Genomic DNA, 25,620 nt, shown 5'->3' on the forward strand with positions numbered 1-25,620 from the left:
TACCTCCTGAAAGGCTCATTCCGGCGCCCGTTCGTGACGAACGCCGCAGATAAGCTGGCTTGTGGTTCGCATACGAATCTACCGACTCGACATGGGCGACACGTGACACGCGTAAAACGCCGACACACAGTAAGGCCTCCAATTGTCCGCTGACCCCGTGCGTGCCGCGTCGAGACTCGTCGATCGGGCGCCCACTCTGAGCGGCGAGCAGATCGTCGCTCACCTCGTGCCGCCGCGCCAGTTCGCGACAGCATCGGTGCAGTCGTATCGCCCCGACCCCGACTACCCCTCCCAACAGGAGGCCGTCGACGCCGTCGGCGAGTTCAGCGCTCGAGCGACGCGGCCCGCGGTCACGCGCCTCTTCTCTCGCAAGAAGACGGATGTCGCGCTCCCGGGCATCTACCTCGACGGCGGGTTCGGTGTCGGCAAGACCCATCTCCTCGCCGCCCTGTGGCACGCGGCCGCGGGCCGCAAGTACTTCGGCACGTTCATCGAATACACGGCTCTCGTCGGAGCGCTCGGATACGCCGCGACCATCGAGCTCCTCAAAGGCGCCACCCTCCTGTGCATCGACGAGTTCGAGCTCGACGACCCGGGTGACACGCGCCTCATGTCACGACTGCTCTCGGAACTCGTGGCCTCGGGCACGCGCATCGCCGCGACATCCAACACCCCACCCAACGCTCTCGGCGAGGGACGGTTCGCCGCGGCGGACTTCCTGCGCGAGATCGACGCGCTCGCCGCGCGATTCACGACCATCCGCATCGACGGGCTCGACTACCGCCGGCGCACCGTCGAGGGTCACGCGACCGTCGTCGACGACAGCGGGTTCGACGCGATCATGGCCGCCGAGCCGGGGGAGAAGACGGTCGACGACTTCGGCGACGTCGTCGAGCACCTCTCGAGCGTGCATCCCTCGCGCTACGTCACTCTCGTCGACGGCGTGCAGTGCGTCGGCCTGCGCGACGTGCGCGTGCTCTCGAGCCAGACCGACGCCCTCCGGCTCGTCGCGTTCGTCGACCGTCTCTACGACGCGGGCGTCCGCGTCGTGCAGACCGGGCTTCCGCTCGACGCCGTCTTCGCCGACGACATGCTCGCGGGGGGCTACCGCAAGAAGTACTTGCGCGCGATGTCGCGGCTCATCTCGCTCACCTCGAGAGAGCGCGATTCGTAGTCGACTCGTGGGGGCGCGAAACACGATGTTAACGCGCACCGAGGGCGCGTAACGCGCCCGAAACACTCCGACGCCCCGGGCGAAACCTCCCGCCGCGAAACTGGCGTCGTACCCGCCCCGTTCGTCGCGACCCAGCACTCGTGTCGCGGAACGGTTCCCGCACACTGAGAGAGGTTCACGATGGATCAAGGCAATACCGCCTTCCTATTGATCGCCGCAGCACTCGTTCTACTGATGACCCCGGGTCTCGCCTTCTTCTACGGCGGACTCGTCAAAGCGAAGAGTGTCATCAGCATGATGATGATGAGCTTCGGGGCCCTCGGCCTCATCGGTGTCCTCTGGGTTCTCTACGGCTACGCGATCGCGTTCTCGAACGACGGCGTGGGCAACTTCGTCGGAATCGACGGGATCATCGGCATCGACACAGCGGAGATCGGTCTCGCCGGTGTCTACGCCGAGGCCGCCGACCCGCAGGGCGGGTTCCCGCTCATCGCGTTCGCCGCCTTCCAGGCGACCTTCGCGATCCTCACGGTCGCCCTCATCTCGGGAGCCATCGCCGACCGCGCCAAGTTCGGAGCGTGGATGGTCTTCGCCGGTGTCTGGGCGACGGTCGTCTACTTCCCCGTTGCGAGCTGGGTCTTCAACTTCACGCTCGGCGATGACGGATCGGTCGTCGACGGTGGATGGATCGCCTACACGGTCGGTGCCATCGACTTCGCGGGTGGGACAGCGGTGCACATCAACGCGGGTGCCGCGGCTCTGGCCCTGGCCCTCGTTCTCGGCAAGCGCGTCGGCTTCGCGAAGGGCGCGCACGTGCCCCACAACCCGCCGTTCGTTCTGCTCGGAGCCGGTCTTCTCTGGTTCGGCTGGTTCGGGTTCAACGCCGGCTCGGAGCTCGCCGCCGACGGCATCGCCGCCATCGCCTTCCTCAACACGATCGCCGCTCCCGCCGCCGCCATCCTCGGATGGCTCGTCGTCGAGAAGATCAAGGACGGCAAGCCCACCTCGGTCGGAGCCGCATCCGGAGCCGTCGCGGGTCTCGTCGCGATCACTCCCGCGTGTGCATCGCTCACCCCGGGATGGTCGATCCTCCTCGGCGTCATCGCCGGTGTCGTGTGCGCCCTCGCGATCGACCTGAAGTTCAAGCTCGGCTTCGACGACTCGCTCGACGTCGTCGGCATCCACCTCGTGGGTGGCCTCATCGGAACCCTCTACATCGGGTTCTTCGCTACCGACGTCGGACTCTTCACGGGTGGCGACGCGTCGCAGCTCGGACGTCAGGCTCTCGCGGCGTTCGCGGTCATGGCCTACTCGTTCATCCTGTCGTACGCGATCGGATGGATCATCCAGAAGACGATGGGATTCCGGGTCACCGACGAAGACGAGATCGCCGGAATCGACACGGTCGTCCACGGCGAGGAAGGCTACGTGCTGACTCCTCAGCGATGAGCCACTGAGCCCGTCACCGTGAGGTGAGGCCCGGTAGCACCCCGGGGGTGCCGTCATCACGACGGCACCCCCGTTCTCGTCTCCTCACTACGATGTGCTGCGGAAAGGCCCTCCGATCGACCTGACAGCTCTCACCACCGCGTCGACCGCGGCGACGACCCTCCTCGGTGTCGTCGTCGCTCTGCTCGTCGACTTCTGGTGGGGTCGTGCCTCCGCGGCGTCGATCGGGAGAGCCGCGATCGCGACGGCCATCGGCTGGACGGCGTTCCTGCTCGCGTGGGCTGGTGCCGGCAGGGCGCTCGACGGCGCCCTGGTGCTTCCACTCGCGGCGGTGAGCGGGCTCGCCGCCGTGCTCGTGTCGACGCCCGCGCACATCGTCGGCCTCTCGCCACACCGCACGTACGGCGTCGTCGCGGCGTGGTCGCTGCTCGTCTACTCGCCCATCACCCTCGTCGCGTTCACGACCGTGTCAGGGTTTTTCGCGACGGGATACGTGCCTCTCGATCTCGCGGGAGCGCTCCCCGGGCTCGTGGCTGCGGGGGCGAGCGGGGCGGCATTCCTCCTCGTCACGCGAGACACCGACCGGGCCTTCCCACCCGGGGTCGACCGGCGGTCGCGCGTGCGGATCGTTCTCCTTTTCGCCGTCCTGTGGGCGCTGTGGCTCGTGTGGATGCTCGGGCTCGAACTCGCGATCACGACGGCGTCGCCCCGCATCCTCCTGAACGGCCTTCTCGCTCCCGTCGCCGCCGCGGTCGCCTGGCTCGTCGTGCAGCGGATCCGTCGAGCCGAGACGACCCTCACCGCCGCGCTCGGTGGGCTCTACTGCGGCCTCGTCGCCATCGCCCCCGCGGGCGGCTACATCGACTCCACGGGCGCGATCGTCACGGGCGCGACGGCGGGCGCGGTGTGTTCGCTCCTCGGATACCACCTCGCGAGGACGAACGGTCAAGCCTCGTGGTTGCCCACGATCCAGCTGCTCGTCGGCGGCACCATCGGCGCCGTGCTCGTCGGCGTCTTCGCCATCAGGTCGGGACTCGTCGTGACGGGGCAGCCCGAGACGATCCTGAGCCAGCTCGCGAGTGCGGGCTCGGCGATCGGGCTCTCGTTCGTCGTCTCCCTCGTGCTGTGGTCGATCGCGACTCGCGGAGGTCGGCGCGCGCGCGTCGACACTCAGTGACGGCGTCGTACAGTGACGACGTGGACCCCATCACTCCCCGCGCTCCCGGCCTCACCGGAGCGGTCGTGCTCTCGCAGTTCTGGCGCGATCTCGTGTTCGTGCACTGGCGAGTGGATGCCTCGGAGGTCGCTCCGCTCCTTCCGCCCGGAATCGTGCCGGACGAGTTCGACGGGTCGTCGTGGGTCGGTCTGATCCCGTTCGAAATGGAACAGACGCGCGTTTTCGGGCGCGTGCCCGTCGGATACTTCGGCACCTTCACCGAGGTGAACGTGCGCCTGTACGGGGTCGACCGGCACGGTCGCCGCGGTGTCGTCTTCTCGTCGCTCGAAGCCTCGCGACTCGCGGCCGTGCTCACGGCTCGAGCCGCCTTCTCGCTGCCATATCAGTGGGCGCGAGCCGCTTCGGTGCGTCGGGGGAGCGACCTCGCGTATCGCTCCCACCGACTCGACGGGTCGGGGGCGATGTCCCGTGTGCGGGCGACGACGTCGACGACACCCGCGGTGGGCGAGCTCGCGGAGTTCCTCACCGCTCGGTGGACTCTCTTCGTCGAGAGGCGCGGGCGCACGCTCATCATGCCCAACGAGCACGACACGTGGGCGCTCTTCGACGCCGACCTGGTCGACCTCGACGAGTCGCTCCTCGCCGCGGCCGGCATCCGCTCGGTCGGACGCCGCGAGCCGGACTCGGTGCTCTATTCGCCCGGGGTGCGCACGCTCTTCGGTGCGCCCGCGGCGGTGTGACCGGAGGCGAGCTGCCGACGAGGTGACGCACCCGACCGGTCGAGGGTGTCGCGCGCCACGAGGGTTCCGCCCACGACCGCAGCGGGCATCGCCGCGACCGCGCCGAGGGGGATGAGGAACATCAGGTAGGTCGCCACGCCGAATCCCAGCGCGAAAGCCCGGCGGGAACGCAGCATCCGGCGTCGCTCCGTGAGCGTGAACCCGCGCGAGTCGAAGGCGCGCGCCGTCAGTTCGACGGCGAGGAACCAGCCGCCGACGATCGCCGAGAGCACGGGAACGAGAAGTCCGCCGACGACGGGCACGAGCCCCGTGAGCACGACCGCGAGGCTCGCACCGACGGTCACGAGCAGAATGCGGAGAGAATCGGATGTCGACCGCCACAGTGACCGCCAGTATCCGGGCGTCTCCGCCGCAGGGCCGCCACCCAGACGCGTCTCGACCGACGCCCAGATCTTCTCGTAGAAGACGTCACCCACGAGGAGGGTGAGGGCCGTGAACGTGTAGACGAGCGCGAGGCCCGCGATGACGACGATGCCGACCGACACGAGCGTCACGGCGGCGAACTCGAGGGCCTCACCCCACCCGCGCGCGAACGGCGTGAGCCACTCGGCGATCGCCGTCACGTTGACCGCGAGCACGACGAAGAGGACGACGAAGACCACGGCGACGACGAGGGCGGGGAGAGCGCCCATGATCATCAGGCGAGGGGCCGTGGACCACATCGCGAGGCCCCGACCGAGCATCCGCACCCCGGCGAAGAACTCCTGAGCCACGCCCGGGCGAGCCTCGACCGGACGATCCATGCGCTCAGCGTAGTGGTCGGGAGCGCCCGCGGCGACCGCCTTGACGAGGCTCCGTGTCGCAGATCGAATGGAGGTACGCAACGAATTGGAGCAAGCTCAATGACGGTACCTCTCATCACCCTCAACAACGGCGTCACCATCCCTCAGCTGGGTCTCGGTGTCTTCCAGACTCCGCCAGACGAGACGCAGAAAGTCGTCGAACTCGCCTTCGAGAAGGGCTACCGCCACGTCGACACCGCGGCGGGCTACTACAACGAGGAGGGTGTCGGCGCCGCGATCGCCGCATCGGGACTGCCGCGCGAAGACATCTTCGTGACCACGAAACTCCGCAACGGCGACCAGGGCTACGACAGCACCCTCGCGGCGTTCGAAGACAGCCGCGCGAAGCTCGGCACCGACTTCGTCGACCTGTACCTCATCCACTGGCCCTACCCGAAGCACGGGCTCTTCGTCGAGACGTGGCGTGCCTTCGAAAAGCTCTACGCCGAAGGGCTCATTCGCGCCATCGGTGTGTCGAACTTCCTGCCGCACCACCTCGAGGAGCTCCTCGGCGCGACCGACACGGTTCCCGCGGTCAACCAGATCGAGGTGCACCCGACCTTTCAGCAGGCCGACCTGTCGACCTTCTCCATCGAACGGGACATCGAGATCGAGGCATACAGCCCGCTCGGGCAGGGGGCCGACCTCGAGAGCGACATCGTCACATCGCTCGCGACGGCGCACGATGCCACGCCGGCGCAGATCGTTCTCGCGTGGCACCTCGCGCAGGGGCGCATCGTGATCCCCAAGTCGGTGACACCCGAGCGCATCGAGTCGAACCTCGCGGCGGCGAACGTCTCGCTGACCCTCGACGAGCTCGCCCAGATCGACGCGCTCGAGTCCGGCGGACGCATCGGAGCCGATCCCGACACCGCCGATTTCACGCAGTACCCCAAGAAGTAGCGCGCGACAACCCACAGCGGATGCTGCGTCCCGGACCTCGGGGCGCAGCATCCGCTTCGTCGTTCAGACGGACGCTTTCTCGGGGAGCGCGTCTGCCGGAGTGGATTCGGACGGAGGCATCCCACCGGTTGCGACGTCGGCCCGAGGCCGGTACGACCACATCACGAGCGTGTAGAGGATCGCTCCGAGCAGGGCTCCGATGACCCAGGCGAACCCGCGGAGCCCCACGAGCACGGGAACCCACACCGCCGCGATGGAGAAGATCGCCGCGACCCCGACCGCGACGAGAGCACGGATGTTCCACCCCCTCTGGTAGAAGTACCGTCCGTCGGCGCGCATCGTGAACAGATCGTCGACTTTCACCGAGCGTCGGCGCACGACGTAGTAATCCGCGACGAGCACCCCGTAGAGCGGGGCGAGGATCGCCCCGAGGGTGTCGACGAACGCCGGCAGACCGATCTGACTGATCGTCGCGACCCAGAGCGCCCCGACGACGAACCCGAGGGCGGCGGTGAGGTATCCGCCCGTCTGGAAGCTGATGCGCTGCGGCGCGAGGTTCGAGAGGTCGTAGGCGGGCGGGATGAAGTTGGCGACGAGGTTGATGCCGATGGTCGCGATCACGAAGGTCACGGCGGCGACGATCGTGAGGGCGACGTTGCCGACGAGCCCGACGATCTCCGCCGGGTTGGTGAGCGGTTCGCCCTCGCCGCCCTGCAGCACGATGTACGCGCCCGCCGTCGTGAACAGGCTCAGGAAGGTGAAGAACGTGAGGCTCACGGGGAGCCCGTAGAAGTTGCCGCGCCTCATCGACTTCTCCGTGCGGGAGAACCTGGCGAAATCACCGAAGTTGATGATGACCGCCGAGAAATAGGCGATCATCGTGCCGATGACCCCGAAGAACGCCCCGACGGCCGCCCAACCCTCGACGGACGCGCTCGTGAAGATCGACCCGACGGCGGGGATCAACCGGTCGCCCGCCTGCACCCAGATGGCGATGAGCAGGGCGATCATCACGATGTAGACGGCGGGGCCGGCGAAGTTCAAGAACTTCTCGATCCAGGCGATGCCCTTGAGGAACAGCACCACCTGCAGACCCGCGACGAAGACGTAGGACACCCAATCGACCCACGTCATCCCCATGAACGTCGCCTCGGGTGGCGTGACGATGACGGCGTTGATGGCGAGTGCGACGGCGGTCGAGGCGAAATAGGTCTGCGCGCCGTACCAGAAGATCGCGACGATGCCGCGGATGACGGCGGGGAACTGCGCGCCGCGCACCCCCATGCTCGAGCGCGCCATGACCGCGTAGGGGATGCCGTATCTCACGCTCGGTTTGCCCGTGAGGTTGACGAGGAAGTTCACGAAGACACCGGCGAGGATGATCGCCGCGAACACCCACCATCCGCTGATGCCCGCCGTGATGAAGAGGCTCGCCGCGAGGGTGTAACCGGCGAGGCTCTGCACGTCGTTGGTCCAGACGTTGAAGAACTCGAATGCGCCCCACCGACGTTTCTCGCGGGGGAGCGGGGCGAGGTCGTCGTTGTACAGGCCCGGGTGCGGGTCGGATCCGGCGTGCGTGTCGAAGTCGTCGACGGGGGCGGTCGCGGTCATGGAAGCCTCCAGCGTGAGGGGGACTGGATCGTGCAGGTCGACGACGTCATCGGCGTTGCGCGTCACGCTAGCCCTCGAACTCCGGCGCGTGGTTTCGCGGATGTAACACCCGCGTGACGATGGGGAACGCCGAACGGAACGGCTCCGGCAGAAGGAGATGAAAGGAGTGTGGGCGATACCGGACTCGAACCGATGACCTCTTCCGTGTGAAGGAAGCGCGCTACCAACTGCGCCAATCGCCCTGACGGCTCCAATCCTGCCACAACTCGCGGGGTCGTCAGCCACACTCTCGCGACACGGCCGTCACGAATTGGCTCTCGCTCTCGACGTGGGCTAGAGTCTTCAACGCACGCAGAAATGCGAGCAAGCGGATGTGGCGCAGTGGTAGCGCATCACCTTGCCAAGGTGAGGGTCGCGAGTTCGAATCTCGTCATCCGCTCGAGTCAAGTCTCACGTGGCAGGTTCGCGTGGAGTGAGAAATCACTCATGGTGGCGTGGCCGAGAGGCGAGGCAGCGGCCTGCAAAGCCGTCCACACGGGTTCAAATCCCGTCGCCACCTCCAGAAATGCCTCGACACAGCAGCACATAACTGAACACGAGTTTGAGCGATTGGCGCAGCGGTAGCGCGCTTCCCTGACACGGAAGAGGTCGCTGGTTCGATCCCAGTATCGCTCACACACACGAAGGCCCCGGAACGCGAGTTCCGGGGCCTTCGTCATTGGTGGATCGAGCCGGCGACCGACGGTCGTCGTCGATCGCTTCGCGATCTCCCCGAGACGACCGTCCTGGTTCGATCCCGGTATCGCTCACACACACGAAGGCCCCGGAACGCGAGTTCCGGGGCCTTCGTCGTTCATCGACACCCCGCGCGGCGCACCCCCGCCCCCGCACTAAAGTTGGGGGAATGACCTCCGCGAACACCGGCTTCGAGCTTTTCACCGACCGATCGATCGTCGCCATGCGCGTCAACGGAGAGCTCGTCGACCTCGCAACGACGGTGGGGCCGGATGACACGGTCGAACCCGTCGCCATCGACTCGCCCGACGGGCTCAGTATCCTCCGGCACTCCGCCGCCCACGTGACCGCGCAAGCCGTGCAGACCATCAACCCCGAGGCGAAGCTCGGCATCGGGCCGCCCATCGCCGACGGTTTCTACTACGACTTCGACGTCGCCGTGCCGTTCACCCCCGACGACGTCAAAGCGATCGACAAAGCGATGGACCGCATCATCCGTGCCGGCCAGCGTTTCGTGCGTCGCGTCGTCACCGAAGACGAGGCGCGCGCCGAGCTCGCCGACGAGCCGTACAAGCTCGAGCTCATCGGCCTCAAGGGTGCGGCGGCCGAGGGCGGAGACAACGAGTCGGTCGAGGTCGGCGCGGGAGAGCTCACGATCTACGACAACGTCGACCCGAAGACGGGCGAGACGGTCTGGAAAGACCTGTGCCGCGGACCCCACCTGCCGAACACGCGCATGATCGGCAACGGTGCGGCCCTCATGCGCACGGCCGCCGCATACTGGCGCGGGTCGGAGAAGAACCCGCAGCTGCAGCGCATCTACGGCACGGCGTGGCCGACCAAAGACGAGCTTCGCGCCTACCAGACCCGTCTCGAGGAGGCCGCGAAGCGCGATCACCGCAAGCTCGGCAGCGAACTCGACCTGTTCTCGTTCCCCGACGAGATCGGTTCGGGTCTCGCGGTCTTCCACCCCAAGGGCGGCATCATCCGCGCCGAGATCGAGAACTACATGCGCGAGAGGCTCATCGCCAACGGCTATGAGCAGGTCTACTCGCCCCACATCACCAAGGGGTCGCTCTTCGAGACGAGCGGTCACCTGCAGTGGTACAAGGACGGCATGTTCCCGGCGATGCACCTCGACGAAGAGACGGATGCCGACGGCCATATCACTCGGCAGGGCCAGGACTACTACCTCAAGCCGATGAACTGCCCCTTCCACAACCTCATCTACCGTGCTCGCGGGCGCAGCTACCGCGAGTTGCCCCTGCGTCTCGCGGAATTCGGCACGGTGTACCGCTACGAGAAGAGCGGAACCCTCTCGGGCCTCACCCGCGTGCGCGGACTCACCCAGGACGACGCTCACATCTACGTGACGCCCGATCAGGTGAAGACCGAGATCGCGAGCCAGCTCGAGTTCGTTCTCGAGACCCTGCGCGGCTACGGCCTCAACGACTTCTACCTCGAGCTCTCGACCCGCAACCCCGAGAAGTCGGTCGGGTCGCTCGAACTGTGGGATGACGCGACCGAGACCCTGCGCGAGGTCGCGACCGAGTCGGGCCTCGAGCTCGTGGCCGACCCCGGGGGTGCCGCGTTCTACGGACCCAAGATCTCGGTGCAGGCGCGCGACGCCATCGGGCGCACGTGGCAGCTCTCGACGGTGCAGCTCGACTTCAACCAGCCCGAGAGGTTCGACCTCGAGTACACCGCCGCCGACGGCACCCGCCAGCAGCCGATCATGATCCACCGCGCGCTTCTCGGCTCGATCGAGCGATTCTTCGCGATCCTGCTCGAGCACTACGCCGGCGCGTTCCCGGTGTGGCTCGCCCCCGTGCAGGTCGTGGGCATCCCGGTCGCCGAGGACTACGGCCCCTACCTCGACGAGGTCATCGCTCAGCTGCGCGCGAAAGGCGTGCGCGCCGAGGTCGACCACTCGAGCGACCGCATGCCGAAGAAGATCCGCACCCACACGAAAGCGAAAGTGCCGTTCCAGCTCATCGTGGGCGAAGAGGATCGCGCGGCCGGTGCCGTGAGCTTCCGATTCCGCGACGGCACCCAGGAGAACGGCGTGCCGGTCGACGACGCGATCGCGCGCATCACCGCCGCGATCGCCGACAAGGTGCAGGTGTGACCGTGCCACCCCTCGACGACGACGTGCGCATCGACTGGTCGTCCGAGCTCGCGGGAGTGCCCGACGAGTTCCAGCGCCTGTGGACGCCGCACCGCATGGTCTACATCGAGACGGGGCAACAGCCGGCTCCCGACGCGTGCCCGTTCTGCGTCGCCCCCACGATGTCCGACGAGGATGCCCTCATCGTGGCGCGGGGGAAGCACGCCTTCGTGCTGCTCAACCTGTTCCCCTACAACAGCGGGCACCTACTCGTGTGTCCCTACCGTCACGTCGCCACCTACGACGAGGCGACCCCCGAGGAGGTCGCGGAGATAGGGAGCCTCACGCAGACGGCGATGCGCGTCATCAAGACGGTCTCGCGCAACGACGGCTACAACATCGGGATGAACCAGGGCAAGCTCGCGGGAGCCGGCATCGCCGACCATCTTCACCAGCACATCGTGCCGCGCTGGGCCCACGACTCCAACTTCTTCCCGATCATCGCGAAGACGAAGGCGCTCCCTCAACTTCTGGGGGATGTACGCCGCAGCATCGCCGAGGCCTGGCCCGTTTCCTGACCCCGTCCGGCCGACTCCCGGCCGGCCGTCTACTCCGGACGTCACACACGGGGGTTCGGCGGCAGACGCCCAGCACCCGAGAGCTAGAATGAGCCCACCATGAGCGACAACACGAACACCGAAACCGTCGGCACGAGCCGGGTCAAACGAGGCCTCGCCGAGATGCTCAAGGGCGGTGTCATCATGGACGTCGTCAACGCCGAGCAGGCGCGCATCGCCGAAGACGCGGGGGCCGTCGCCGTCATGGCGCTCGAGCGCATCCCCGCAGACATCCGTGCCGAGGGCGGAGTCTCGCGCATGAGCGACCCCGACCTCATCGAGGGCATCCGCGACGTCGTGTCCATCCCCGTGATGGCGAAGGCACGCATCGGCCACTTCGTCGAAGCTCAGATCCTCGAGGCCCTCAAGGTCGACTACATCGACGAGTCCGAGGTGCTGAGCCCCGCCGACTACGTCAACCACATCGACAAGTGGAACTTCACCGTTCCCTTCGTGTGTGGCGCGACGAACCTCGGCGAGGCGCTCCGACGCATCACCGAGGGTGCCGCGATGATCCGCTCGAAGGGCGAGGCCGGCACGGGCGACGTCTCCGAGGCCACGAAGCACATCCGCACGATCAAGCGCGAGATCGCAGCCCTCACGGCCACGAGCGACGACGAGCTCTATGTCGCGGCCAAGGAGCTGCAGGCGCCGTTCGACCTCGTCAAAGAGGTCGCGCGCACGGGCAAACTCCCCGTCGTGCTCTTCACCGCCGGGGGAGTGGCCACCCCCGCGGATGCCGCAATGATGATGCAGCTCGGAGCCGACGGCGTCTTCGTCGGCTCGGGCATCTTCAAGTCGGGCAACCCCGTGGCGCGCGCCGCGGCGATCGTGAAGGCGACGACGTTCTTCGACGACCCCGCCGTGATCGCGGACGCGTCGCGCGGGCTCGGGGAGGCGATCGTCGGGATCAACGTCTCCGACCTCCCCGCACCGCACCGTCTCGCCGAGCGTGGCTGGTAACACCCCGACCGTCGGCGTGCTCGCCCTTCAGGGCGACTTCCGGGAACACCTCGCCGTTCTCACCGGGCTCGGCGTCACGTCGCGCACCGTGCGGCGGGCGAGCGAGCTCGACGAGATCGACGGTCTCGTGATCCCCGGTGGCGAGTCGACGGTCATCGACAAGCTCTCGCGCAATTTCGGTCTCGCCGAGCCCATCCGCGAGTCCATCCGCGACGGGCTGCCCGTCTACGGCACCTGCGCGGGGCTCATCATGCTCGCCGACACGATCGTCAACCCGATCTCGGGCCAGCAGAGTTTCGGGGGACTCGACGTCGCCGTGAGGCGCAACGCGTTCGGTGAGCAGACCGAGTCCTTCGAGGCCGACCTCGACATCCCGGAGGTCGGGGAGGCACCGGTGCACGCGGTCTTCATCCGTGCCCCCGTGATCGAGACGGCCGGCGAGTCGGTCGACCGGCTCGCGACCCTCGCCGACGGACGCATCGTCGCCGCACGGCAGGGCAACCTCCTCGGCACGTCGTTCCACCCGGAGATGTCGGGGGAGACCCGCTTCCACGAACTGTTTCTGAGGATGATCGCCGAGCGCTGACCGTCGTGACACGAGGCGGCTGACGCACGATCTGCGGGTTCTCGAGCGGTCGGTCATAGTGGGGCCATGAAGTTCTACTCCGATTTCGCCCTCGCTCGTTCCCGTCAGATCACGGCCGACGTCGTGTGCCTCGGTCTCGCGGTCATCGCGATCGTCAGCGGCGTCACCGTCGCGGGAATCATCCGCGCCTTCGCGCAGTTCGGTGTCACGGTCGAGGAAGCCGGCGCGGGCTTGCGACAGACGATGGCGGATGCCGCCGACGCCGTCGGCTCGATCCCGCTCGTCGGCGGCGGCGTGCGCGATCCGTTCGACGGGGCGAGCGGCGCCGGGGGAGCGCTCGAATCGGCGGGCCGAGACCAGCAGATCTTCATCGACAATCTCGCGGTCGCCCTCGGGGTGCTCATCGCCGTCGTGCCCATTCTCGTCATCGCCAGACTCTGGTGGGTCACGAGGTTCGCGTTCGCCCGCCGCGCCACCGCCGCGGCGAAGACGACGCGGCTCGCGGGCGGGATGGAGTTGCTCGCGTTCCGTGCGCTCGCGAACGCGGACACCGCGCAGATCCTCTCCCTCGACCGGCCGGCGATCGAGGGGTGGCGCGACCGGGATCCGGAGACCATCCGTGCCCTCGCGGCGATCACCCTGCAGCACGCGGGCGTCAAGATCCCCTGACGAGCTCCGCGAGCGCGCGCCGCCGAACCGGCGATACCGCGGGCCGAGTCTGCGAGCCTCGGTACACTGGACACGCACAAAGCAGGCTGCAGAGGAGACACATGTCAGGCCACTCCAAGTGGGCGACCACGAAGCACAAGAAGGCGATCATCGACTCGCGCCGTGCCAAGTCGTTCGCCAAACTCATCAAGAACATCGAGGTCGCCGCGAAGATCGGCGGCGCTGACCTCGCGGGCAATCCGACCCTCGTCGACGCCATCCAGAAGGCGAAGAAGACGTCGGTACCGAACTCGAACATCGACTCCGCCGTCAAGCGCGGCTCCGGTCAGCTCGGTGAAGCGGTCGACTACCAGACCATCATCTACGAGGCCTACGGCCCCAACGGCGTGGCACTCATGGTCGAGTGCCTCACCGACAACCGCAATCGTGCCGCGGCGGATGTGCGCGCCATCATGACGCGCAACGGCGGCACTCTCGCCGACCCGGGAAGCGTCGCCTACAACTTCAGCCGCAAGGGTGTCATCGCGGTGCGCAAGACGGAGGGCCTCACCGAAGACGACGTACTCACCGCCGTGCTCGACGCCGGCGCCGAAGAGGTCACCGATCGCGGTGAAGGCTTCGACGTCGTGACCGATCCGGGTTCACTCGTCGCGACCCGCACGGCGCTGCAGGAGGCCGGCATCGACTACGAGTCGGCGGACATCGAGTTCGTGCCCGGGCTCCTCGTCGAGGTCGACGCCGACACGGCGCGCAAGGTCTACCGCCTCGTCGACGCCCTCGAAGACAACGACGACGTGCAGAACGTCTACGGCAACTACGACGTGCCCGCCGAGGTGCTCGCGCAGCTCGACGAGGAGTAGCCGAACCGATGACCGTGCGCGTGCTCGGAATCGACCCGGGGCTCACGCGATGCGGTGTCGGCGTCGTCGACGTGCACCCGAACCGGCGGGCGACTCTCGTCGCCGTGGGTGTCATCCGCTCCGACCCGGGGCTCGCGCTCGCGCAGCGTCTGCTGCTCATCGGTTCGGGCATCGACGACATGCTCGACACGTGGTCGCCCGACTCGGTGTCTCTCGAGCGTGTCTTCGCGCAACACAACGTGCGCACGGTCATGGGCACGGCCCAAGCGAGCGGTGTCGCTCTGCACGCGGCCGCGAAGCGCGGCCTCGAGGTCGGACTGCACACTCCGTCGGAGGTCAAGGCGGCGGTCACGGGCTACGGGTCGGCCGACAAGAAGCAGGTCGGGGCGATGGTCGCGCGCATCCTCGGTCTCACCGAACCGCCGAAACCCGCCGACGCCGCCGACGCCCTCGCGATCGCGATCTGCCACGCCTGGAGCGGAGCAGCGCTCCCTGCGAACCCTGCCGGGAGCGCCGCCCTCACGCCGGCTCAAGCGGCGTGGCGCGCCGCCGAGAGAGGCGCGGCGTCCCCTCCGCGCGACTCTAGGCTGGCACGATGATCTCGTCAGTCCGCGGCACCGTTCTCACCTCGAGCGGCGCATCCGTCGTCATCGAGGTCGGAGGCATCGGTCTCGCCGTCACCGTGACTCCCGCACACGCCGCGTCACTCCACGCGGGGGCGACGGCGACGGTGCGCACCGCTCTCATCGTGCGCGAAGACGACCTCTCGCTCTACGGGTTCGCCGACACCGACGAACTCGCGGTGTTCGACCTCCTGCGCGGCGTCACGGGGGTCGGGCCCAAGTCGGCCATGGCCGTGCTCGCGGCGATGACGGCGTCGGATGTCGCGACCGCCGTCGCGACCGAGAACGATTCCGCGTTCCGCAAGGTCTCGGGCATCGGGCCCAAGACCGCCAAACTCATCGTCTTGTCACTCACGGGCAAGATCGCGATCACTGCGCCGAGCCCCGCGAGAACGGCGGTCGCCGCCCCGGCGACGGCAGCAGACGATGTCGTCGTCGCGCTCGTCGGATTGGGGTGGCAGGAGAGAGTCGCCGGGATCGCTGTCGCCGACGCTCTCGGAGACGATCCCGACCTCGCGGCCGCCACGGTTCCCGTGCTCCTCCGTGCGTCGCTCGCGCGACTCGGCCCGCAGGGAGCCCGCTCGTGACGCGCGAGACCTCGAGCGACGCCGCGGGGTTCGAGGGCCCCGACGCGATCGTGCGTCCGACGCCGGAGTCCGAAGCCGAACTCGCCTTCGAGGGCGCGTTGCGGCCGAAGACACTCTCCGAGTTCGTCGGACAGACGAAGGTGCGCGCCCAGCTGCAGTTGCTGCTGCAGGCGGCGACGCTGCAGAACCGCACCCCCGACCACATCCTCCTCGCCGGCCCTCCCGGTCTCGGCAAGACGACCCTCGCGATGATCGTCGCGGAAGAGAGCGGTCGGCCGCTGCGCATGTCGAGCGGCCCCGCCATCCAGCACGCGGGCGATCTCGCCGCGGTGCTCTCGTCGCTCGTGCCCGGCGAGATCCTCTTCATCGACGAGATCCATCGCATGGCGCGCGCTGCCGAAGAGATGCTCTACCTCGCGATGGAGGACTTCCGCATCGACATCATGGTCGGTAAGGGGGCGGGCGCGACATCCATTCCGCTCGATCTCGCGCCGTTCACGCTCGTGGGGGCGACGACCCGCTCAGGGTTGCTCCCGAACCCGCTGCGAGACCGGTTCGGGTTCACCGCCCACCTGGAGTTCTACTCCGACTCCGAGCTCGAGAGAGTGCTCGAACGTGCCGCAGCCCTTCTCGACCTGCCCGTCGATCGAGCCGCTCTCGCCGAGATCGCGGGTCGGTGCCGAGGCACCCCGAGGATCGCCAACCGCTTGCTCCGCCGCGTGCGCGACTACGCCCTCGTGCACGACACGGGGGCGGGGCTCGACGCCGTCCACGGCGCCCTCTCGCTCTACGACGTCGACGAACTGGGTCTCGACCGGCTCGACCGTGCCGTCATGCGCATCATCCTCGAGAGATTCGACGGGGGCCCCGTCGGCCTCAACACCCTCGCCGTCTCGGTCGGCGAAGAGTCGGAGACGATCGAGTCGGTCGTCGAACCGTTCCTCGTGCGCATCGGGCTGCTCACGCGCACCCCGCGCGGTCGCGTCGCAACGAGGCTCGCGTGGCGCCACTTCGGGCTCACGCCGACGGCCGACGTCCCCGCGGCGGACTGAACGGCCAGAGACGGACGCGCGGGAGCGCTGATCTATAATTCAACCTGACCGACCGCACAGATCACGCCGACGCGGTCGCCGTCCCCATCGCAACCCCGGAAAGGGTCGTTCTCTTCATGGAACTCATCTTCATCGCCATCCTGTTCGGAGCATTCATCGTGTTCCAGGTCTTCCAGGGGCGTAAGCGCCGCCGCGACACCGAAGAGCGCCAGACCCAGTTCGTTCCCGGGGTCGAGGTCATGACCAACTTCGGTCTCTACGGCACGATCGTGGAGATGGATGAGGAGCGCAACCTCGTGACGCTCGAGACTTCGCCGGGAAGCACCGTCAAGATCCACCGCCAGACCATCCTCAAGATCGCGGACTACGACACCGTTCCCGAGATCGACGAGTCGGAAGATGTCTCCGACGACGTCGTGCTCGACGAGAAGGGTGAGATCGTCGTCGACGACACTCGCTCGTCGCGAGCGATCGAGCCGGACTTCGGTGAGCGCGTCGACCCCGACAGCACGACCGACGGCCCGCGGACCAAGCGCGTCGACGAGTAGCACTACCCTGATGGAGGCCCTCGTCTGATCGAGGGCGGACTGCACGTGTTCCGTGCGCGGTGCGCACCGTGCAGAGAGAAAGCTGAGTAACAGTGGCAAGATCGACAACGGCCCGAAAGGCGTGGCGTTCTCTGACGTGGTTACTCGTCATCACCGCGCTTCTGACCGTCGCCAACGCCGGGGGAGCTCTGTTCTCCAACGGCAGCTGGTCTCCGAGACTCGCTCTCGACCTCCAGGGCGGAACGCAGATCATCCTCGAGCCGCAGCTCGGCGAAGGCCAGGAGGTCTCCTCCGAGCAACTGCAGCAGGCGGTCGGCATCATCCGCCAGCGCATCGACGCGAGCGGGGTGTCCGAAGCCGAAGTGAGCACGCAGGGCGCACAGAACGTCGTCGTCGCTATCCCCGGCGTGCCGGACCAGCAGACCCTCGACCGCATCGAGTCGTCGGCCAAACTCGAGTTCCGCCCCGTTCTCGTCACCGACGTGGCTCCCACGAGTTCGGTCGGAGAGGGCGACGACCCCGAGGCGTCGCCGTCACCGAGCGAGTCGGCACCGACCGACCTCGAGGCGACGCCGAGCGTGAGCCCGACGGATGCGAGCGACCTCAACTACGTCACACCCGCCCTGATCGACGAGTTCACGAACTTCGATTGCGCCGCCGTCGATCAGCTCGCGCTCAACGTCGCTCCCGTCGACGAACCCCTCGTGACGTGCGACGACACCGCGTCGTTCAAGTACATCCTCGGCCCCGCCGAAATCTCGGGCGAGAGCATCGCCGATGCGAGCAGCAGCCTCGTACCGAACAGCCAGGGGATCGCGACCAACGTGTGGGGCGTGAACATCGAGTTCGACTCCGAGGGTGCCGACCAGTTCGCCGCCGTCACGACACGACTCAACGCTCTCACGGGCGCTCAGAACCAGTTCGCCATCGTGCTCGACGGTCGCGTCATCACGGCGCCGTCGACCAACAACGTCATCACCGACGGGCGCGCGGTCATCAGCGGTTCGTTCACGCAGGACACGTCGGCGGCCCTCGCCGACCAGCTCAAATTCGGAGCGCTTCCGATCGGCTTCGAGGTGCAGAGTCGCGACACGATCTCGGCGACGCTCGGAACGGACCAGCTCCGCAGCGGGATCATCGCGGGCATCATCGGGCTCATCCTCGTGGCGGCGTACTCGCTCTTCCAGTACCGCCTCCTCGGCACGGTCACGATCGCCTCGCTCATCGTCGCGGGTGTTCTCACCTACCTCGTGATCGCGGTGCTCTCGTGGAGGCAGGGATTCCGACTGTCCCTCGCGGGTGTCGCCGGGCTCATCGTCGCGATCGGGTTCACCGCCGACTCGTTCATCGTCTACTTCGAGAGGATCCGAGACGAGCTCCGCGACGGGCGCGGCCTCGAGTCCGCGGTCGAGGCGGGGTGGAAGCGCGCGTTGCGCACGATCCTCGCGGCCAAAGGCGTGACCCTCCTGTCGGCGATCGTTCTCTATGTGCTCGCGATCGGCAACGTGCGCGGCTTCGCCTTCACCCTCGGCATCACCGTCATCATCGACCTCATCATCGTCATCCTCTTCACGCATCCGCTCATGCAACTCCTCGCTCGCACGAGGTTCTTCTCGAGTGGCCATCGCTGGAGCGGTCTCGACCCGCACGCTCTCGGAGCGATCTACCGGGGGCGGGCGCAGTTCCGCACCCCGGTGGCCGCGACCACCAAGAAGCCCACGGGGAGCACGCGCGAGGCGGCACGTCGCCAGTCGATCGCCGAACGCAAAGCGGCGGAAGCCGCCGAGGCGAGCGCCTCCAACAAACCGGCACGCCCGACGACGGGGGAGAAGTCCTGATGGCGAACCTGACCGAGTTCGGAAACGATCTCTACACCGGCAAGCGATCGATCCCGTTCATCGCGAAACGCAAGCTCTGGTACACGATCGCCATTGCCGTCATGGCCATCTCGATCTCGATCCCCCTCATCGGTGGAGGCTTCAACCTCGGCATCGAGTTCCGCGGCGGGTCGCAGTTCCAGGTGACGAACGTGAGCGACCCCGACACGGCTCCCGCGACCGAAGCGGTCGCCGAGGTCGTGCCCGAGCAGGTGCCGCGCGTGACGACGGTGGGCGACACGGGCATCCGCGTGCAGACCGAGCAATTGAGCGACGACGAGACTCGCGAGGTCGCCGCCGCTCTCGCCGAGTCATACGGGCTGACAGCCGACGACGTCGCGTCGTCGTTCGTCGGCCCCAGTTGGGGTGCCGACATCACGGGCCAGGCCATCCGGGGTCTCCTCGTGTTCCTCGGGCTCGCCGCCGTAGCCATGGCGCTCTACTTCCGCACCTGGAAGATGTCGGTCGCGGCGATGGTCGCGCTCCTCCACGACCTCGTGTTCACCGCGGGCGTCTACGCCCTCGCGGGCTTCGAGGTCACCCCGGCCGCGGTCATCGGCTTCCTCACCATCCTGGGCTTCTCGCTCTACGACACGGTCGTGGTCTTCGACAAGATCCGAGAGAACACGGCGGAGCTCGCCGCGGACTCGCGCGCGACGTTCTCCGACACCGTGAACCTCGCGGTCAACCAGACGCTCGTCCGATCGATCAACACGGGTGTCGTCGCGGCGCTGCCTGTCGCAGCCATCCTCTTCATCGGATCGTTCGTTCTCGGCGCCGACACCCTCCGCGACATCTCGCTCGCACTGCTCGTCGGCATCATCGCGGGAACCTACTCGACGATCTTCGTCGCCGCCCCCCTGTACTCCGACATGCGGCGCAACGAGCTCGGCATCAAGACGCGAGACGAACGAGCACTCGCGGCGCGAGAGGTCGCAGCCGAATGAGCGACGCACCGGGGGCGATCCCCACCGTCACGGCCGCCGAGGCCCGCTCCGCGATCGACACGGGTGACGGCGTTCTCGTCGACGTGCGCGAACAGAACGAGTGGGACAAGGGGCACGCTCCCGAGGCGAGCCTGCTGCCGATGTCGCAGTTGAGCGAGCGTGTCACCGAGCTCTCGGCCGACACGCGACTCCTCGTCGTGTGCCACTCGGGGCAGCGCTCAGCCCGAGTGACGAGTGCTCTCGTCGGGGCCGGCTACGACGCCGTCTCCGTGGCGGGAGGGATGATCGCGTGGCACGCCGACGGCGGCGAGATCGTCTCGGAGAACGGCGAGACACCGACCGTCGACTGAGGGTGACCCGAGGTCGGTTGCGTCGCGTGCCGCCCACAGCGAACCCGCGATCGACGGCCTCGGAGCGGTGCTAACTTTGGCTCGGGAGGAGCGTTTCGCATGACAGAGACCACGGCACCGCAAAGCGCGCCACTGCGCACCCTCCTGCCGAGGCTCTTCTCCCGGGCGCAACCCGCGGGGGCCGTCGACCAGCTCATCCGCACCGTGCGCGTGCATCACCCCAAGGCCGACATCGCGATCATCGAGCGGGCGTACACGACCGCCGAGAAAGCCCACAAGGGCCAGAAGCGCAAGAGCGGTGAGCCCTACATCACCCACCCCGTCGCGGTCGCGCAGATTCTCGCCGACCTCGGCATCGGCCCCAAGACCCTCGCCGCAGCACTCCTCCACGACACCGTCGAAGACACCGCATACAGTCTCGACGTGCTGCGCGCCGACTTCGGTGACGAGGTCGCGATGCTCGTCGACGGTGTGACGAAGCTCGACAAGCTCAAGTACGGCGACAGCGCGCAGGCCGAGACGGTGCGCAAGATGGTCGTCGCGATGTCGAAAGACATACGCGTGCTCGTCATCAAGCTCGCCGACCGCTTGCACAACGCGCGCACGTGGGGGTTCGTCGAATCCGCCTCGGCCAAGCGCAAGGCGCAGGAGACCCTCGAGATCTACGCGCCTCTCGCCCACAGGCTCGGTATCCAGGCCATCAAGTGGGAGCTCGAAGATCTCTCGTTCGCGGTGCTCTATCCGAAGCTCTACGTCGAGATCGAGAGTCTCGTGAAACAGCGCACGCCGCAGCGCGAAGAGTTCGTGCAGAACGTGATCGACTCCGTCACCGACGACCTCAAGGTCAACAGGATCAAGGGCAAGGTCGCGGGTCGCCCCAAGCAGTACTACTCGATCTACCAGAAGATGGTCGTGCGCGGCCGCGAGTTCGACGAGATCTACGACCTCGTCGGCATCCGCGTTCTCGTCTCCTCGTTGCGAGACTGCTACGCGGTGCTCGGCGCGATCCACGCCCGCTGGACACCGATTCCCGGTCGGTTCAAGGACTACATCGCGACGCCCAAGTTCAACCTCTATCAGTCGCTCCACACGACGGTCATCGGTCCGAACGGTCGTGCCGTCGAGATCCAGATCCGCACGGAGGAGATGCACCGCCGCGCCGAATACGGTGTCGCGGCGCACTGGAAGTACAAGGAGCGGGTCAACGGGGGCAAAGTGGTCGCCGCCGAGGGCTCCGCCGATGGCGACATGGCGTGGCTCGCCCACATCAGCGACTGGCAAGCGGAGACGGTCGACCCGAGCGAGTTCCTCGACTCGCTGCGCTTCGAGATCGGTGCGAAAGAGGTCTACGTCTTCACCCCGCAGGGGAAGGTCATCGGGTTGCCCGCGGGAGCGACGCCGGTCGACTTCGCCTACGCCGTCCACACCGAGGTGGGGCACCGCACGATGGGCTCGAAGGTCAACGGGCGCCTCGTCCCCCTCGAGACCTCGCTCAACAGCGGCGACGTCGTCGAGGTGTTCACCTCGAAGAACCCCGACTCGGGCCCGAGCCAGGACTGGCTCAATTTCGTGCGCAGCCCTCGGGCGCGCAACAAGATCAAGCAGTGGTTCACGAAGGAGCGTCGCGACGAGGCCATCGAGCAGGGCCGGGATGCCATCGCCCGCGCCATGCGCAAGCAGAACCTGCCCCTGCAGAAGCTCATGAGCCAGAGTTCACTCAGCGAGGTCGCCTCGCACTTGCGCTACGACGACGTCTCGTCGCTCTACGCCGCGGTCGGCGAAGGTCACGTGTCGACCCAGTCGGTGCTCGAGAAACTGCTCGCGTCGATCAACACCGAGGCGGAGACCGAAGACGCCGAGCTCACGATTCCGACGAGCGGAAAGTCGAAGCAGCTCCGCAACAGCGATTCCGGCGTGCTCGTGCGCGGTGCCCCCGACATCCTCGTGAAACTCGCGAAGTGCTGCACCCCCGTGCCAGGTGACCCGATCGTCGGATTCGTGACGCGCGGTGCCGGTGTCTCGGTTCACCAGGCGGACTGCCACAACGTCGCGTCGCTCGAGCACGAACCGGAGCGCATGATCGACGTCGAGTGGGCGCCCTCGTCGAAGAGCATCTTCCTCGTGCAGATCCAGGTCGAAGCACTCGATCGCTCGGGACTGCTCTCCGACGTCACCCGGGTGCTCTCCGAGTACCACGTCAACATCCTGTCGGCGACCGTGTCGACCTCGAGCGACCGCCTCGCCATCAGTCGCTTCGTCTTCGAGATGGGTGACACGACCCACCTCGATCGGGTGCTCAACGCCGTGCGACGCATCGACGCCGTCTACGACGTCTATCGGGTGTCGGCGGGCTAGACCTCGCGCCGCGCCGATGCGAGCGGCGGCGTGAGGCTCTCATCGAACACCGATCGCATCCGCTCGCGAGCGAGGAGTTTGCCCGGGAGGTTGCGGCGCGCATCGAGGTTCGCCTCGACGTCACCCAGGCTGAAGCCCCCGATCTCCACGAGTCGTGCGACGATCGACCGCTCGGTCTCGCCGAATCTCGGGGAGAATCGCACGAGGTCGACCGCGGTGCGCAGCGGACTCGTGACACGCACGGGCCCGACAGAGCTCATCTCGGTCGACGTGATGACGACCTCGCGGATGCGCAGCCGCGGCAAGCCGAGTCTGCTGTAGCGCGCGGCACTGTCGACGCACACCTCGTGGACCGCGGGCGGGTCGTCGATCGCGCCGAGCACCCACGCTGCGGAGAGGCGCTCGACGATGACACGCGGCGGAAGCACGCGGGCGAGAGAGCGGGCACGGGCAAGCGGGTCACCGTGCTCGTCGATGACCTGCCAGCACTCGTCGACAGCGACGATCTCGCCGTCGAGCCTCGCGGCGCTCAGCTCGGCGTGCGAGAAGTCGGAGGTGTCGAAGACGGAGGGGATGATTCGGGCCATGCGGTCGAGCATGAGCGCTCATCAGCCGCCCGAACGACACCGTCGCGCAACTGTGGACGCGCCCGATGGCTGTGGAGAACGGCCCGGCCGGGGTCAGCCGATCGCGTCGAGCCACACCTTGCGAGCGTCGAGAGCCTCTTGAGCACGGGCGATCGCCGCCGTGTCGCCCGTCGACTTCGCGTCGTCGAGCTCACGCTCGAGTTTCGCGATGGCGTCGTGGAGCTGGCTCGCGAGCCCCTCCGAGCGCGCTTTGCGCTCGGGGTTGTTGCGCTCCCAGTGCTCCTCGTCGAGTTTGCGCACCGCGGCCTCGACCTTGCGCAAGCGCTCTTCGACCGTCTTGACCTTGTCGCGAGGCACCTTGCCGATCGTGTCCCAGCGGCGCTGGATCGAGAGCAGGGCCTCTTTCGCCTTCGTGCGGTCCTTCTCGGCGAGGAGAGGCTCCGCCTCGGTCAGCAACGCGAGCTTCTGCTCGTAGTTGCCGGCGAACTCTTCGTCGTCTTTCGCGTCGACCTCGGCCTTGGCTGCGTAGAGCACGTCTCCCGCAGCCTTGAACTTGGCCCACAGTGCGTCGTCGAACTTCTTGCCCGCGCGACCGGCGAGTTTCCACTCGTCGAGCAGCTGGCGGTAGGTCGGGATGCCGCTCGTTCCGCTCGAGACAAGCGCCTCGGCGCGCTCGACGAGAGCCTGCTTCTTGCCGCGCGCATCCTTGTGCACCGAGTCGAGCTCGGAGAAGAACGCCTTGCGGTTGGTCTCGATCGTCGTGCGGGCCGCGCGGAATCGCTTCCACAGCTCGTTCGACTCGTTCTTCGGAAGTCGGGGACCCTCTTGCTGGTGCTTCTGCCAGCGCGCGAAGACGTCGTCGAGAGCCGCGCCGGTCTGCTTCCACTGCACTTTCGCGAGGTCTTGCGCTGCGAGGGCCTCCGCCTCGGCCACGAGTGCGGCACGCTCGACGATTGCGGCGTCGACCGCGGCCTTCTGTTCGGCCGATTGCTTCTCCACCATCTCGCCGACGGCTCCGCCGAGAGCGTCGATGCGGCGCTGGAGCGACGCGAGGTCACCGACGGCGTTCGCCGAGGCGATCGACGCGCTGAGCGCCGAGATCGTCTTCGCGACATCCGCGACGGCCGTGCCTCGCTTGAGTCGCTGCTCGAGCAGGGTCACCTGACCGGCGAGCTCAGAGAATTTGCGCTCGAAGTAGGCGAGCGCCTCTTCCGGGGTGCCGTCGGGGTACTGCCCGACAGCGCGCTCGCCCTCGGCCTCGCGGACGTAGACGGTGCCCGTCTCGTCGACGCGGCCCCATGGTGCCTGATCGTTACTCGCCAAAAGACTCACCTTGCTGCTCGGGCCGTCCGGGGTCAGCGGCCGACTCCAAGACTAATGGCATGGCGCGCTCGACCTCGGCGTCGTCACTCGACAGTTATCGAGCCGATCGTCGCGGGCACGACGGGTGGTCCGTCGGATCGGGCCGATCCGTCGTCGGCGGGCTCGACGCCCGCGCTCGCGACAGCCGCGACGAACTCGTCGAGTCCGCTCGTGACCTGACCGAAGACCGTGTATCCCCCGGCGCTCGGGTCGATGACCGAATCCTCGTAGGTCACGAAGAACTGGGTCGTCTGGCTCGTGAGCGATTCGGCTCGAGCCATCGCGAGGGTTCCCGCGGGATAGCCCCCGTCATCCGGTGCATTCTCGGGCGGGCCGTAGGAGAAGTCGGGAGCCGCGGGACCGTCGAGCGACGGTTGCCCGCACTGCAGGACCTTGAGCGACTCGCTCGACGTGAGTCTGTGGCACTCGTTGCCGTCGTAGTAGCCCTCCCGAGCGAGGGAGATGAAGACCGAGGTCGCTTGCGGGGCGAGTTCGCCGTCGAGACGGATGCCGAGGTCGACGTCGTTGATCTCGAGAGTTCCCGTCCACTCGCGACCCTCGGCGATCTCGATCGAGGGCACGTCGCCCGTCGTCTCGATCCCGCTCGCGTCGGGCGCGGCATCCTCCGACGCACTCTCGCTCGCCTCCGCATCCGGCGCCCCCGGTCCGGACGTGAAGTAGGTGACCTGACCGATCGTGGCGAGGGTCACGACCACGACGACCGCGGCGATGGCGAGGAGGTTGTCGCGTCTGCGCCGCTCGACCTGGTGCACGTGCACCGTCTGCCGCGCCCGGTAGAGCCTCAGCCGCTCTCGCGCCGCTCGGTCGGTGCTCTTGCCCTGTGCCACTGTCTACCTCCGTCGCCTGGCCGATGTCGCCCTCAGAACAGTAGCGCCCGC

Annotated in this window: 24 protein-coding genes and 4 tRNA genes; 22 read left to right on the top strand and 6 right to left on the bottom strand. The window is 67.5% G+C overall.

The features are described from left to right. Nucleotides 1–142: 142 nt before the first annotated feature. The 4 genes from zapE (at nucleotide 143) to ACLHIH_RS03770 (ending at nucleotide 4,540) form a co-directional block, all read left to right on the top strand. A complete protein-coding gene (zapE, locus tag ACLHIH_RS03755; protein WP_411315366.1) occupies nucleotides 143–1,174 on the top strand; it encodes a cell division protein ZapE in 1,032 nt (343 codons plus the stop codon). 180 nt (nucleotides 1,175–1,354) lie between these two features. After that, entirely contained in the window at nucleotides 1,355–2,623 is a 1,269-nt protein-coding gene (locus tag ACLHIH_RS03760) for an ammonium transporter (RefSeq protein WP_411315367.1), read from the top strand. Nucleotides 2,624–2,717: 94 nt separating this feature from the next. Then, on the top strand, nucleotides 2,718–3,800 hold the full coding sequence (locus ACLHIH_RS03765) for a hypothetical protein (RefSeq protein ID WP_411315368.1): 1,083 nt from the start codon (nucleotides 2,718–2,720) through the stop codon (nucleotides 3,798–3,800). 20 nt (nucleotides 3,801–3,820) lie between these two features. Next, on the top strand, nucleotides 3,821–4,540 hold the full coding sequence (locus ACLHIH_RS03770; RefSeq protein ID WP_411315369.1) for a YqjF family protein: 720 nt from the start codon (nucleotides 3,821–3,823) through the stop codon (nucleotides 4,538–4,540). Here ACLHIH_RS03770 and ACLHIH_RS03775 read toward each other — a convergent pair. Beyond that, nucleotides 4,492–5,343 (bottom strand): EI24 domain-containing protein, encoded by an 852-nt coding sequence (locus ACLHIH_RS03775; protein ID WP_411315370.1) that lies wholly within the window; start codon nucleotides 5,341–5,343, stop codon nucleotides 4,492–4,494. The genes ACLHIH_RS03770 and ACLHIH_RS03775 overlap by 49 nt on opposite strands. A gap of 99 nt (nucleotides 5,344–5,442) precedes the next feature. Here ACLHIH_RS03775 and ACLHIH_RS03780 point away from each other — a divergent pair, with 99 nt between their 5' ends. Next, nucleotides 5,443–6,285 carry an aldo/keto reductase gene (locus tag ACLHIH_RS03780; RefSeq protein WP_411315371.1) on the top strand — a complete coding sequence of 281 codons (843 nt, stop codon included), beginning with the start codon at nucleotides 5,443–5,445 and terminating at the stop codon, nucleotides 6,283–6,285. Between the two features lie 63 nt (nucleotides 6,286–6,348). Here ACLHIH_RS03780 and ACLHIH_RS03785 read toward each other — a convergent pair whose 3' ends face one another. Both ACLHIH_RS03785 and ACLHIH_RS03790 read right to left on the bottom strand, forming a co-directional pair. Beyond that, the gene (locus ACLHIH_RS03785) at nucleotides 6,349–7,896 is read right to left on the bottom strand and encodes an NCS1 family nucleobase:cation symporter-1 (protein WP_411315372.1); all 1,548 of its coding nucleotides are present in this window, start codon (nucleotides 7,894–7,896) and stop codon (nucleotides 6,349–6,351) included. Nucleotides 7,897–8,065: 169 nt separating this feature from the next. Continuing rightward, nucleotides 8,066–8,138 (bottom strand) — tRNA-Val (locus tag ACLHIH_RS03790). A 125-nt stretch (nucleotides 8,139–8,263) separates the two neighbouring features. On the opposite strand from ACLHIH_RS03790, the gene ACLHIH_RS03795 reads away from it, so the two are divergent. The 17 genes from ACLHIH_RS03795 to ACLHIH_RS03875 all read left to right on the top strand — a co-directional run bounded on the left by ACLHIH_RS03795 (nucleotide 8,264) and on the right by ACLHIH_RS03875 (nucleotide 22,772). Next, a tRNA-Gly gene (locus tag ACLHIH_RS03795) sits at nucleotides 8,264–8,335 on the top strand. 49 nt (nucleotides 8,336–8,384) lie between these two features. Further along, nucleotides 8,385–8,458 (top strand) — tRNA-Cys (locus ACLHIH_RS03800). Between the two features lie 41 nt (nucleotides 8,459–8,499). After that, a tRNA-Val gene (locus ACLHIH_RS03805) sits at nucleotides 8,500–8,571 on the top strand. Nucleotides 8,572–8,800: 229 nt separating this feature from the next. Next, on the top strand, nucleotides 8,801–10,759 hold the full coding sequence (thrS, locus tag ACLHIH_RS03810) for a threonine--tRNA ligase (RefSeq protein ID WP_411315373.1): 1,959 nt from the start codon (nucleotides 8,801–8,803) through the stop codon (nucleotides 10,757–10,759). Beyond that, nucleotides 10,756–11,316 carry an HIT family protein gene (locus ACLHIH_RS03815; RefSeq protein WP_411315374.1) on the top strand — a complete coding sequence of 187 codons (561 nt, stop codon included), beginning with the start codon at nucleotides 10,756–10,758 and terminating at the stop codon, nucleotides 11,314–11,316. Before thrS ends, ACLHIH_RS03815 begins: the two co-directional genes overlap by 4 nt. Nucleotides 11,317–11,415: 99 nt before the next feature. Beyond that, complete coding sequence (gene pdxS, locus ACLHIH_RS03820) at nucleotides 11,416–12,318, top strand: pyridoxal 5'-phosphate synthase lyase subunit PdxS (protein ID WP_411315375.1); 903 nt, start codon at nucleotides 11,416–11,418, stop codon at nucleotides 12,316–12,318. Continuing rightward, on the top strand, nucleotides 12,308–12,904 hold the full coding sequence (gene pdxT, locus ACLHIH_RS03825) for a pyridoxal 5'-phosphate synthase glutaminase subunit PdxT (protein ID WP_411315376.1): 597 nt from the start codon (nucleotides 12,308–12,310) through the stop codon (nucleotides 12,902–12,904). The genes pdxS and pdxT overlap by 11 nt, the downstream gene beginning before the upstream one ends. A 66-nt stretch (nucleotides 12,905–12,970) precedes the next feature. Beyond that, nucleotides 12,971–13,573, top strand: coding sequence for a hypothetical protein (locus tag ACLHIH_RS03830; protein WP_411315377.1), 603 nt, complete (start codon nucleotides 12,971–12,973; stop codon nucleotides 13,571–13,573). Nucleotides 13,574–13,674: 101 nt separating this feature from the next. Next, nucleotides 13,675–14,433: a YebC/PmpR family DNA-binding transcriptional regulator gene (locus ACLHIH_RS03835; RefSeq protein ID WP_411315378.1), complete on the top strand. Its 759-nt coding sequence runs from the start codon at nucleotides 13,675–13,677 to the stop codon at nucleotides 14,431–14,433. 8 nt (nucleotides 14,434–14,441) lie between these two features. Further along, on the top strand, nucleotides 14,442–15,032 hold the full coding sequence (gene ruvC / locus ACLHIH_RS03840; RefSeq protein ID WP_411315379.1) for a crossover junction endodeoxyribonuclease RuvC: 591 nt from the start codon (nucleotides 14,442–14,444) through the stop codon (nucleotides 15,030–15,032). After that, a complete protein-coding gene (gene ruvA / locus ACLHIH_RS03845) occupies nucleotides 15,029–15,643 on the top strand; it encodes a Holliday junction branch migration protein RuvA (RefSeq protein ID WP_411315380.1) in 615 nt (204 codons plus the stop codon). The genes ruvC and ruvA overlap by 4 nt, the downstream gene beginning before the upstream one ends. 47 nt (nucleotides 15,644–15,690) lie before the next feature. Beyond that, nucleotides 15,691–16,695, top strand: a complete 1,005-nt coding sequence (gene ruvB, locus ACLHIH_RS03850) for a Holliday junction branch migration DNA helicase RuvB (RefSeq protein WP_411316305.1) — start codon at nucleotides 15,691–15,693, stop codon at nucleotides 16,693–16,695. 116 nt (nucleotides 16,696–16,811) lie between these two features. After that, a complete protein-coding gene (locus ACLHIH_RS03855; protein ID WP_411315381.1) occupies nucleotides 16,812–17,243 on the top strand; it encodes a preprotein translocase subunit YajC in 432 nt (143 codons plus the stop codon). A gap of 92 nt (nucleotides 17,244–17,335) precedes the next feature. Continuing rightward, nucleotides 17,336–19,081: a protein translocase subunit SecD gene (gene secD / locus ACLHIH_RS03860; protein WP_411315382.1), complete on the top strand. Its 1,746-nt coding sequence runs from the start codon at nucleotides 17,336–17,338 to the stop codon at nucleotides 19,079–19,081. Next, nucleotides 19,081–20,067 (top strand): protein translocase subunit SecF, encoded by a 987-nt coding sequence (gene secF, locus ACLHIH_RS03865; protein ID WP_411315383.1) that lies wholly within the window; start codon nucleotides 19,081–19,083, stop codon nucleotides 20,065–20,067. The genes secD and secF overlap by 1 nt, the downstream gene beginning before the upstream one ends. Then, on the top strand, nucleotides 20,064–20,417 hold the full coding sequence (locus ACLHIH_RS03870) for a rhodanese-like domain-containing protein (RefSeq protein ID WP_411315384.1): 354 nt from the start codon (nucleotides 20,064–20,066) through the stop codon (nucleotides 20,415–20,417). The genes secF and ACLHIH_RS03870 overlap by 4 nt, the downstream gene beginning before the upstream one ends. A gap of 99 nt (nucleotides 20,418–20,516) precedes the next feature. Continuing rightward, the gene (locus ACLHIH_RS03875) at nucleotides 20,517–22,772 is read left to right on the top strand and encodes a RelA/SpoT family protein (protein ID WP_411315385.1); all 2,256 of its coding nucleotides are present in this window, start codon (nucleotides 20,517–20,519) and stop codon (nucleotides 22,770–22,772) included. Here the strand turns inward: ACLHIH_RS03875 and ACLHIH_RS03880 are convergent. The 3 genes from ACLHIH_RS03880 to ACLHIH_RS03890 all read right to left on the bottom strand — a co-directional run bounded on the left by ACLHIH_RS03880 (nucleotide 22,769) and on the right by ACLHIH_RS03890 (nucleotide 25,569). Beyond that, nucleotides 22,769–23,359: a type IV toxin-antitoxin system AbiEi family antitoxin gene (locus tag ACLHIH_RS03880; protein ID WP_411315386.1), complete on the bottom strand. Its 591-nt coding sequence runs from the start codon at nucleotides 23,357–23,359 to the stop codon at nucleotides 22,769–22,771. The two genes, ACLHIH_RS03875 and ACLHIH_RS03880, sit on opposite strands and share 4 nt — an antisense overlap. A 93-nt stretch (nucleotides 23,360–23,452) precedes the next feature. Then, complete coding sequence (locus ACLHIH_RS03885; protein ID WP_411315387.1) at nucleotides 23,453–24,682, bottom strand: DUF349 domain-containing protein; 1,230 nt, start codon at nucleotides 24,680–24,682, stop codon at nucleotides 23,453–23,455. 83 nt (nucleotides 24,683–24,765) lie between these two features. Further along, a complete protein-coding gene (locus ACLHIH_RS03890) occupies nucleotides 24,766–25,569 on the bottom strand; it encodes a peptidylprolyl isomerase (RefSeq protein WP_411315388.1) in 804 nt (267 codons plus the stop codon). Nucleotides 25,570–25,620 lie beyond the last annotated feature (51 nt).

It is taken from the genome of Marisediminicola sp. LYQ134 (assembly GCF_046599635.1).
Taxonomy (GTDB): domain Bacteria; phylum Actinomycetota; class Actinomycetes; order Actinomycetales; family Microbacteriaceae; genus Marisediminicola.

Coding starts and splice junctions, on each gene's coding strand:
- ACLHIH_RS03760 (WP_411315367.1), top strand. CDS start 1,355: ATGGATCAAGGCAATACCGCCTTCCTATTGATCGCCGCAGCACTCGTT.
- ACLHIH_RS03775 (WP_411315370.1), bottom strand. CDS start 5,343: ATGGATCGTCCGGTCGAGGCTCGCCCGGGCGTGGCTCAGGAGTTCTTC.
- ACLHIH_RS03780 (WP_411315371.1), top strand. CDS start 5,443: ATGACGGTACCTCTCATCACCCTCAACAACGGCGTCACCATCCCTCAG.
- ACLHIH_RS03785 (WP_411315372.1), bottom strand. CDS start 7,896: ATGACCGCGACCGCCCCCGTCGACGACTTCGACACGCACGCCGGATCC.
- thrS (WP_411315373.1), top strand. CDS start 8,801: ATGACCTCCGCGAACACCGGCTTCGAGCTTTTCACCGACCGATCGATC.
- pdxS (WP_411315375.1), top strand. CDS start 11,416: ATGAGCGACAACACGAACACCGAAACCGTCGGCACGAGCCGGGTCAAA.
- ACLHIH_RS03830 (WP_411315377.1), top strand. CDS start 12,971: ATGAAGTTCTACTCCGATTTCGCCCTCGCTCGTTCCCGTCAGATCACG.
- ACLHIH_RS03835 (WP_411315378.1), top strand. CDS start 13,675: ATGTCAGGCCACTCCAAGTGGGCGACCACGAAGCACAAGAAGGCGATC.
- ruvC (WP_411315379.1), top strand. CDS start 14,442: ATGACCGTGCGCGTGCTCGGAATCGACCCGGGGCTCACGCGATGCGGT.
- ruvA (WP_411315380.1), top strand. CDS start 15,029: ATGATCTCGTCAGTCCGCGGCACCGTTCTCACCTCGAGCGGCGCATCC.
- ACLHIH_RS03855 (WP_411315381.1), top strand. CDS start 16,812: ATGGAACTCATCTTCATCGCCATCCTGTTCGGAGCATTCATCGTGTTC.
- secF (WP_411315383.1), top strand. CDS start 19,081: ATGGCGAACCTGACCGAGTTCGGAAACGATCTCTACACCGGCAAGCGA.
- ACLHIH_RS03870 (WP_411315384.1), top strand. CDS start 20,064: ATGAGCGACGCACCGGGGGCGATCCCCACCGTCACGGCCGCCGAGGCC.
- ACLHIH_RS03875 (WP_411315385.1), top strand. CDS start 20,517: ATGACAGAGACCACGGCACCGCAAAGCGCGCCACTGCGCACCCTCCTG.
- ACLHIH_RS03880 (WP_411315386.1), bottom strand. CDS start 23,359: ATGGCCCGAATCATCCCCTCCGTCTTCGACACCTCCGACTTCTCGCAC.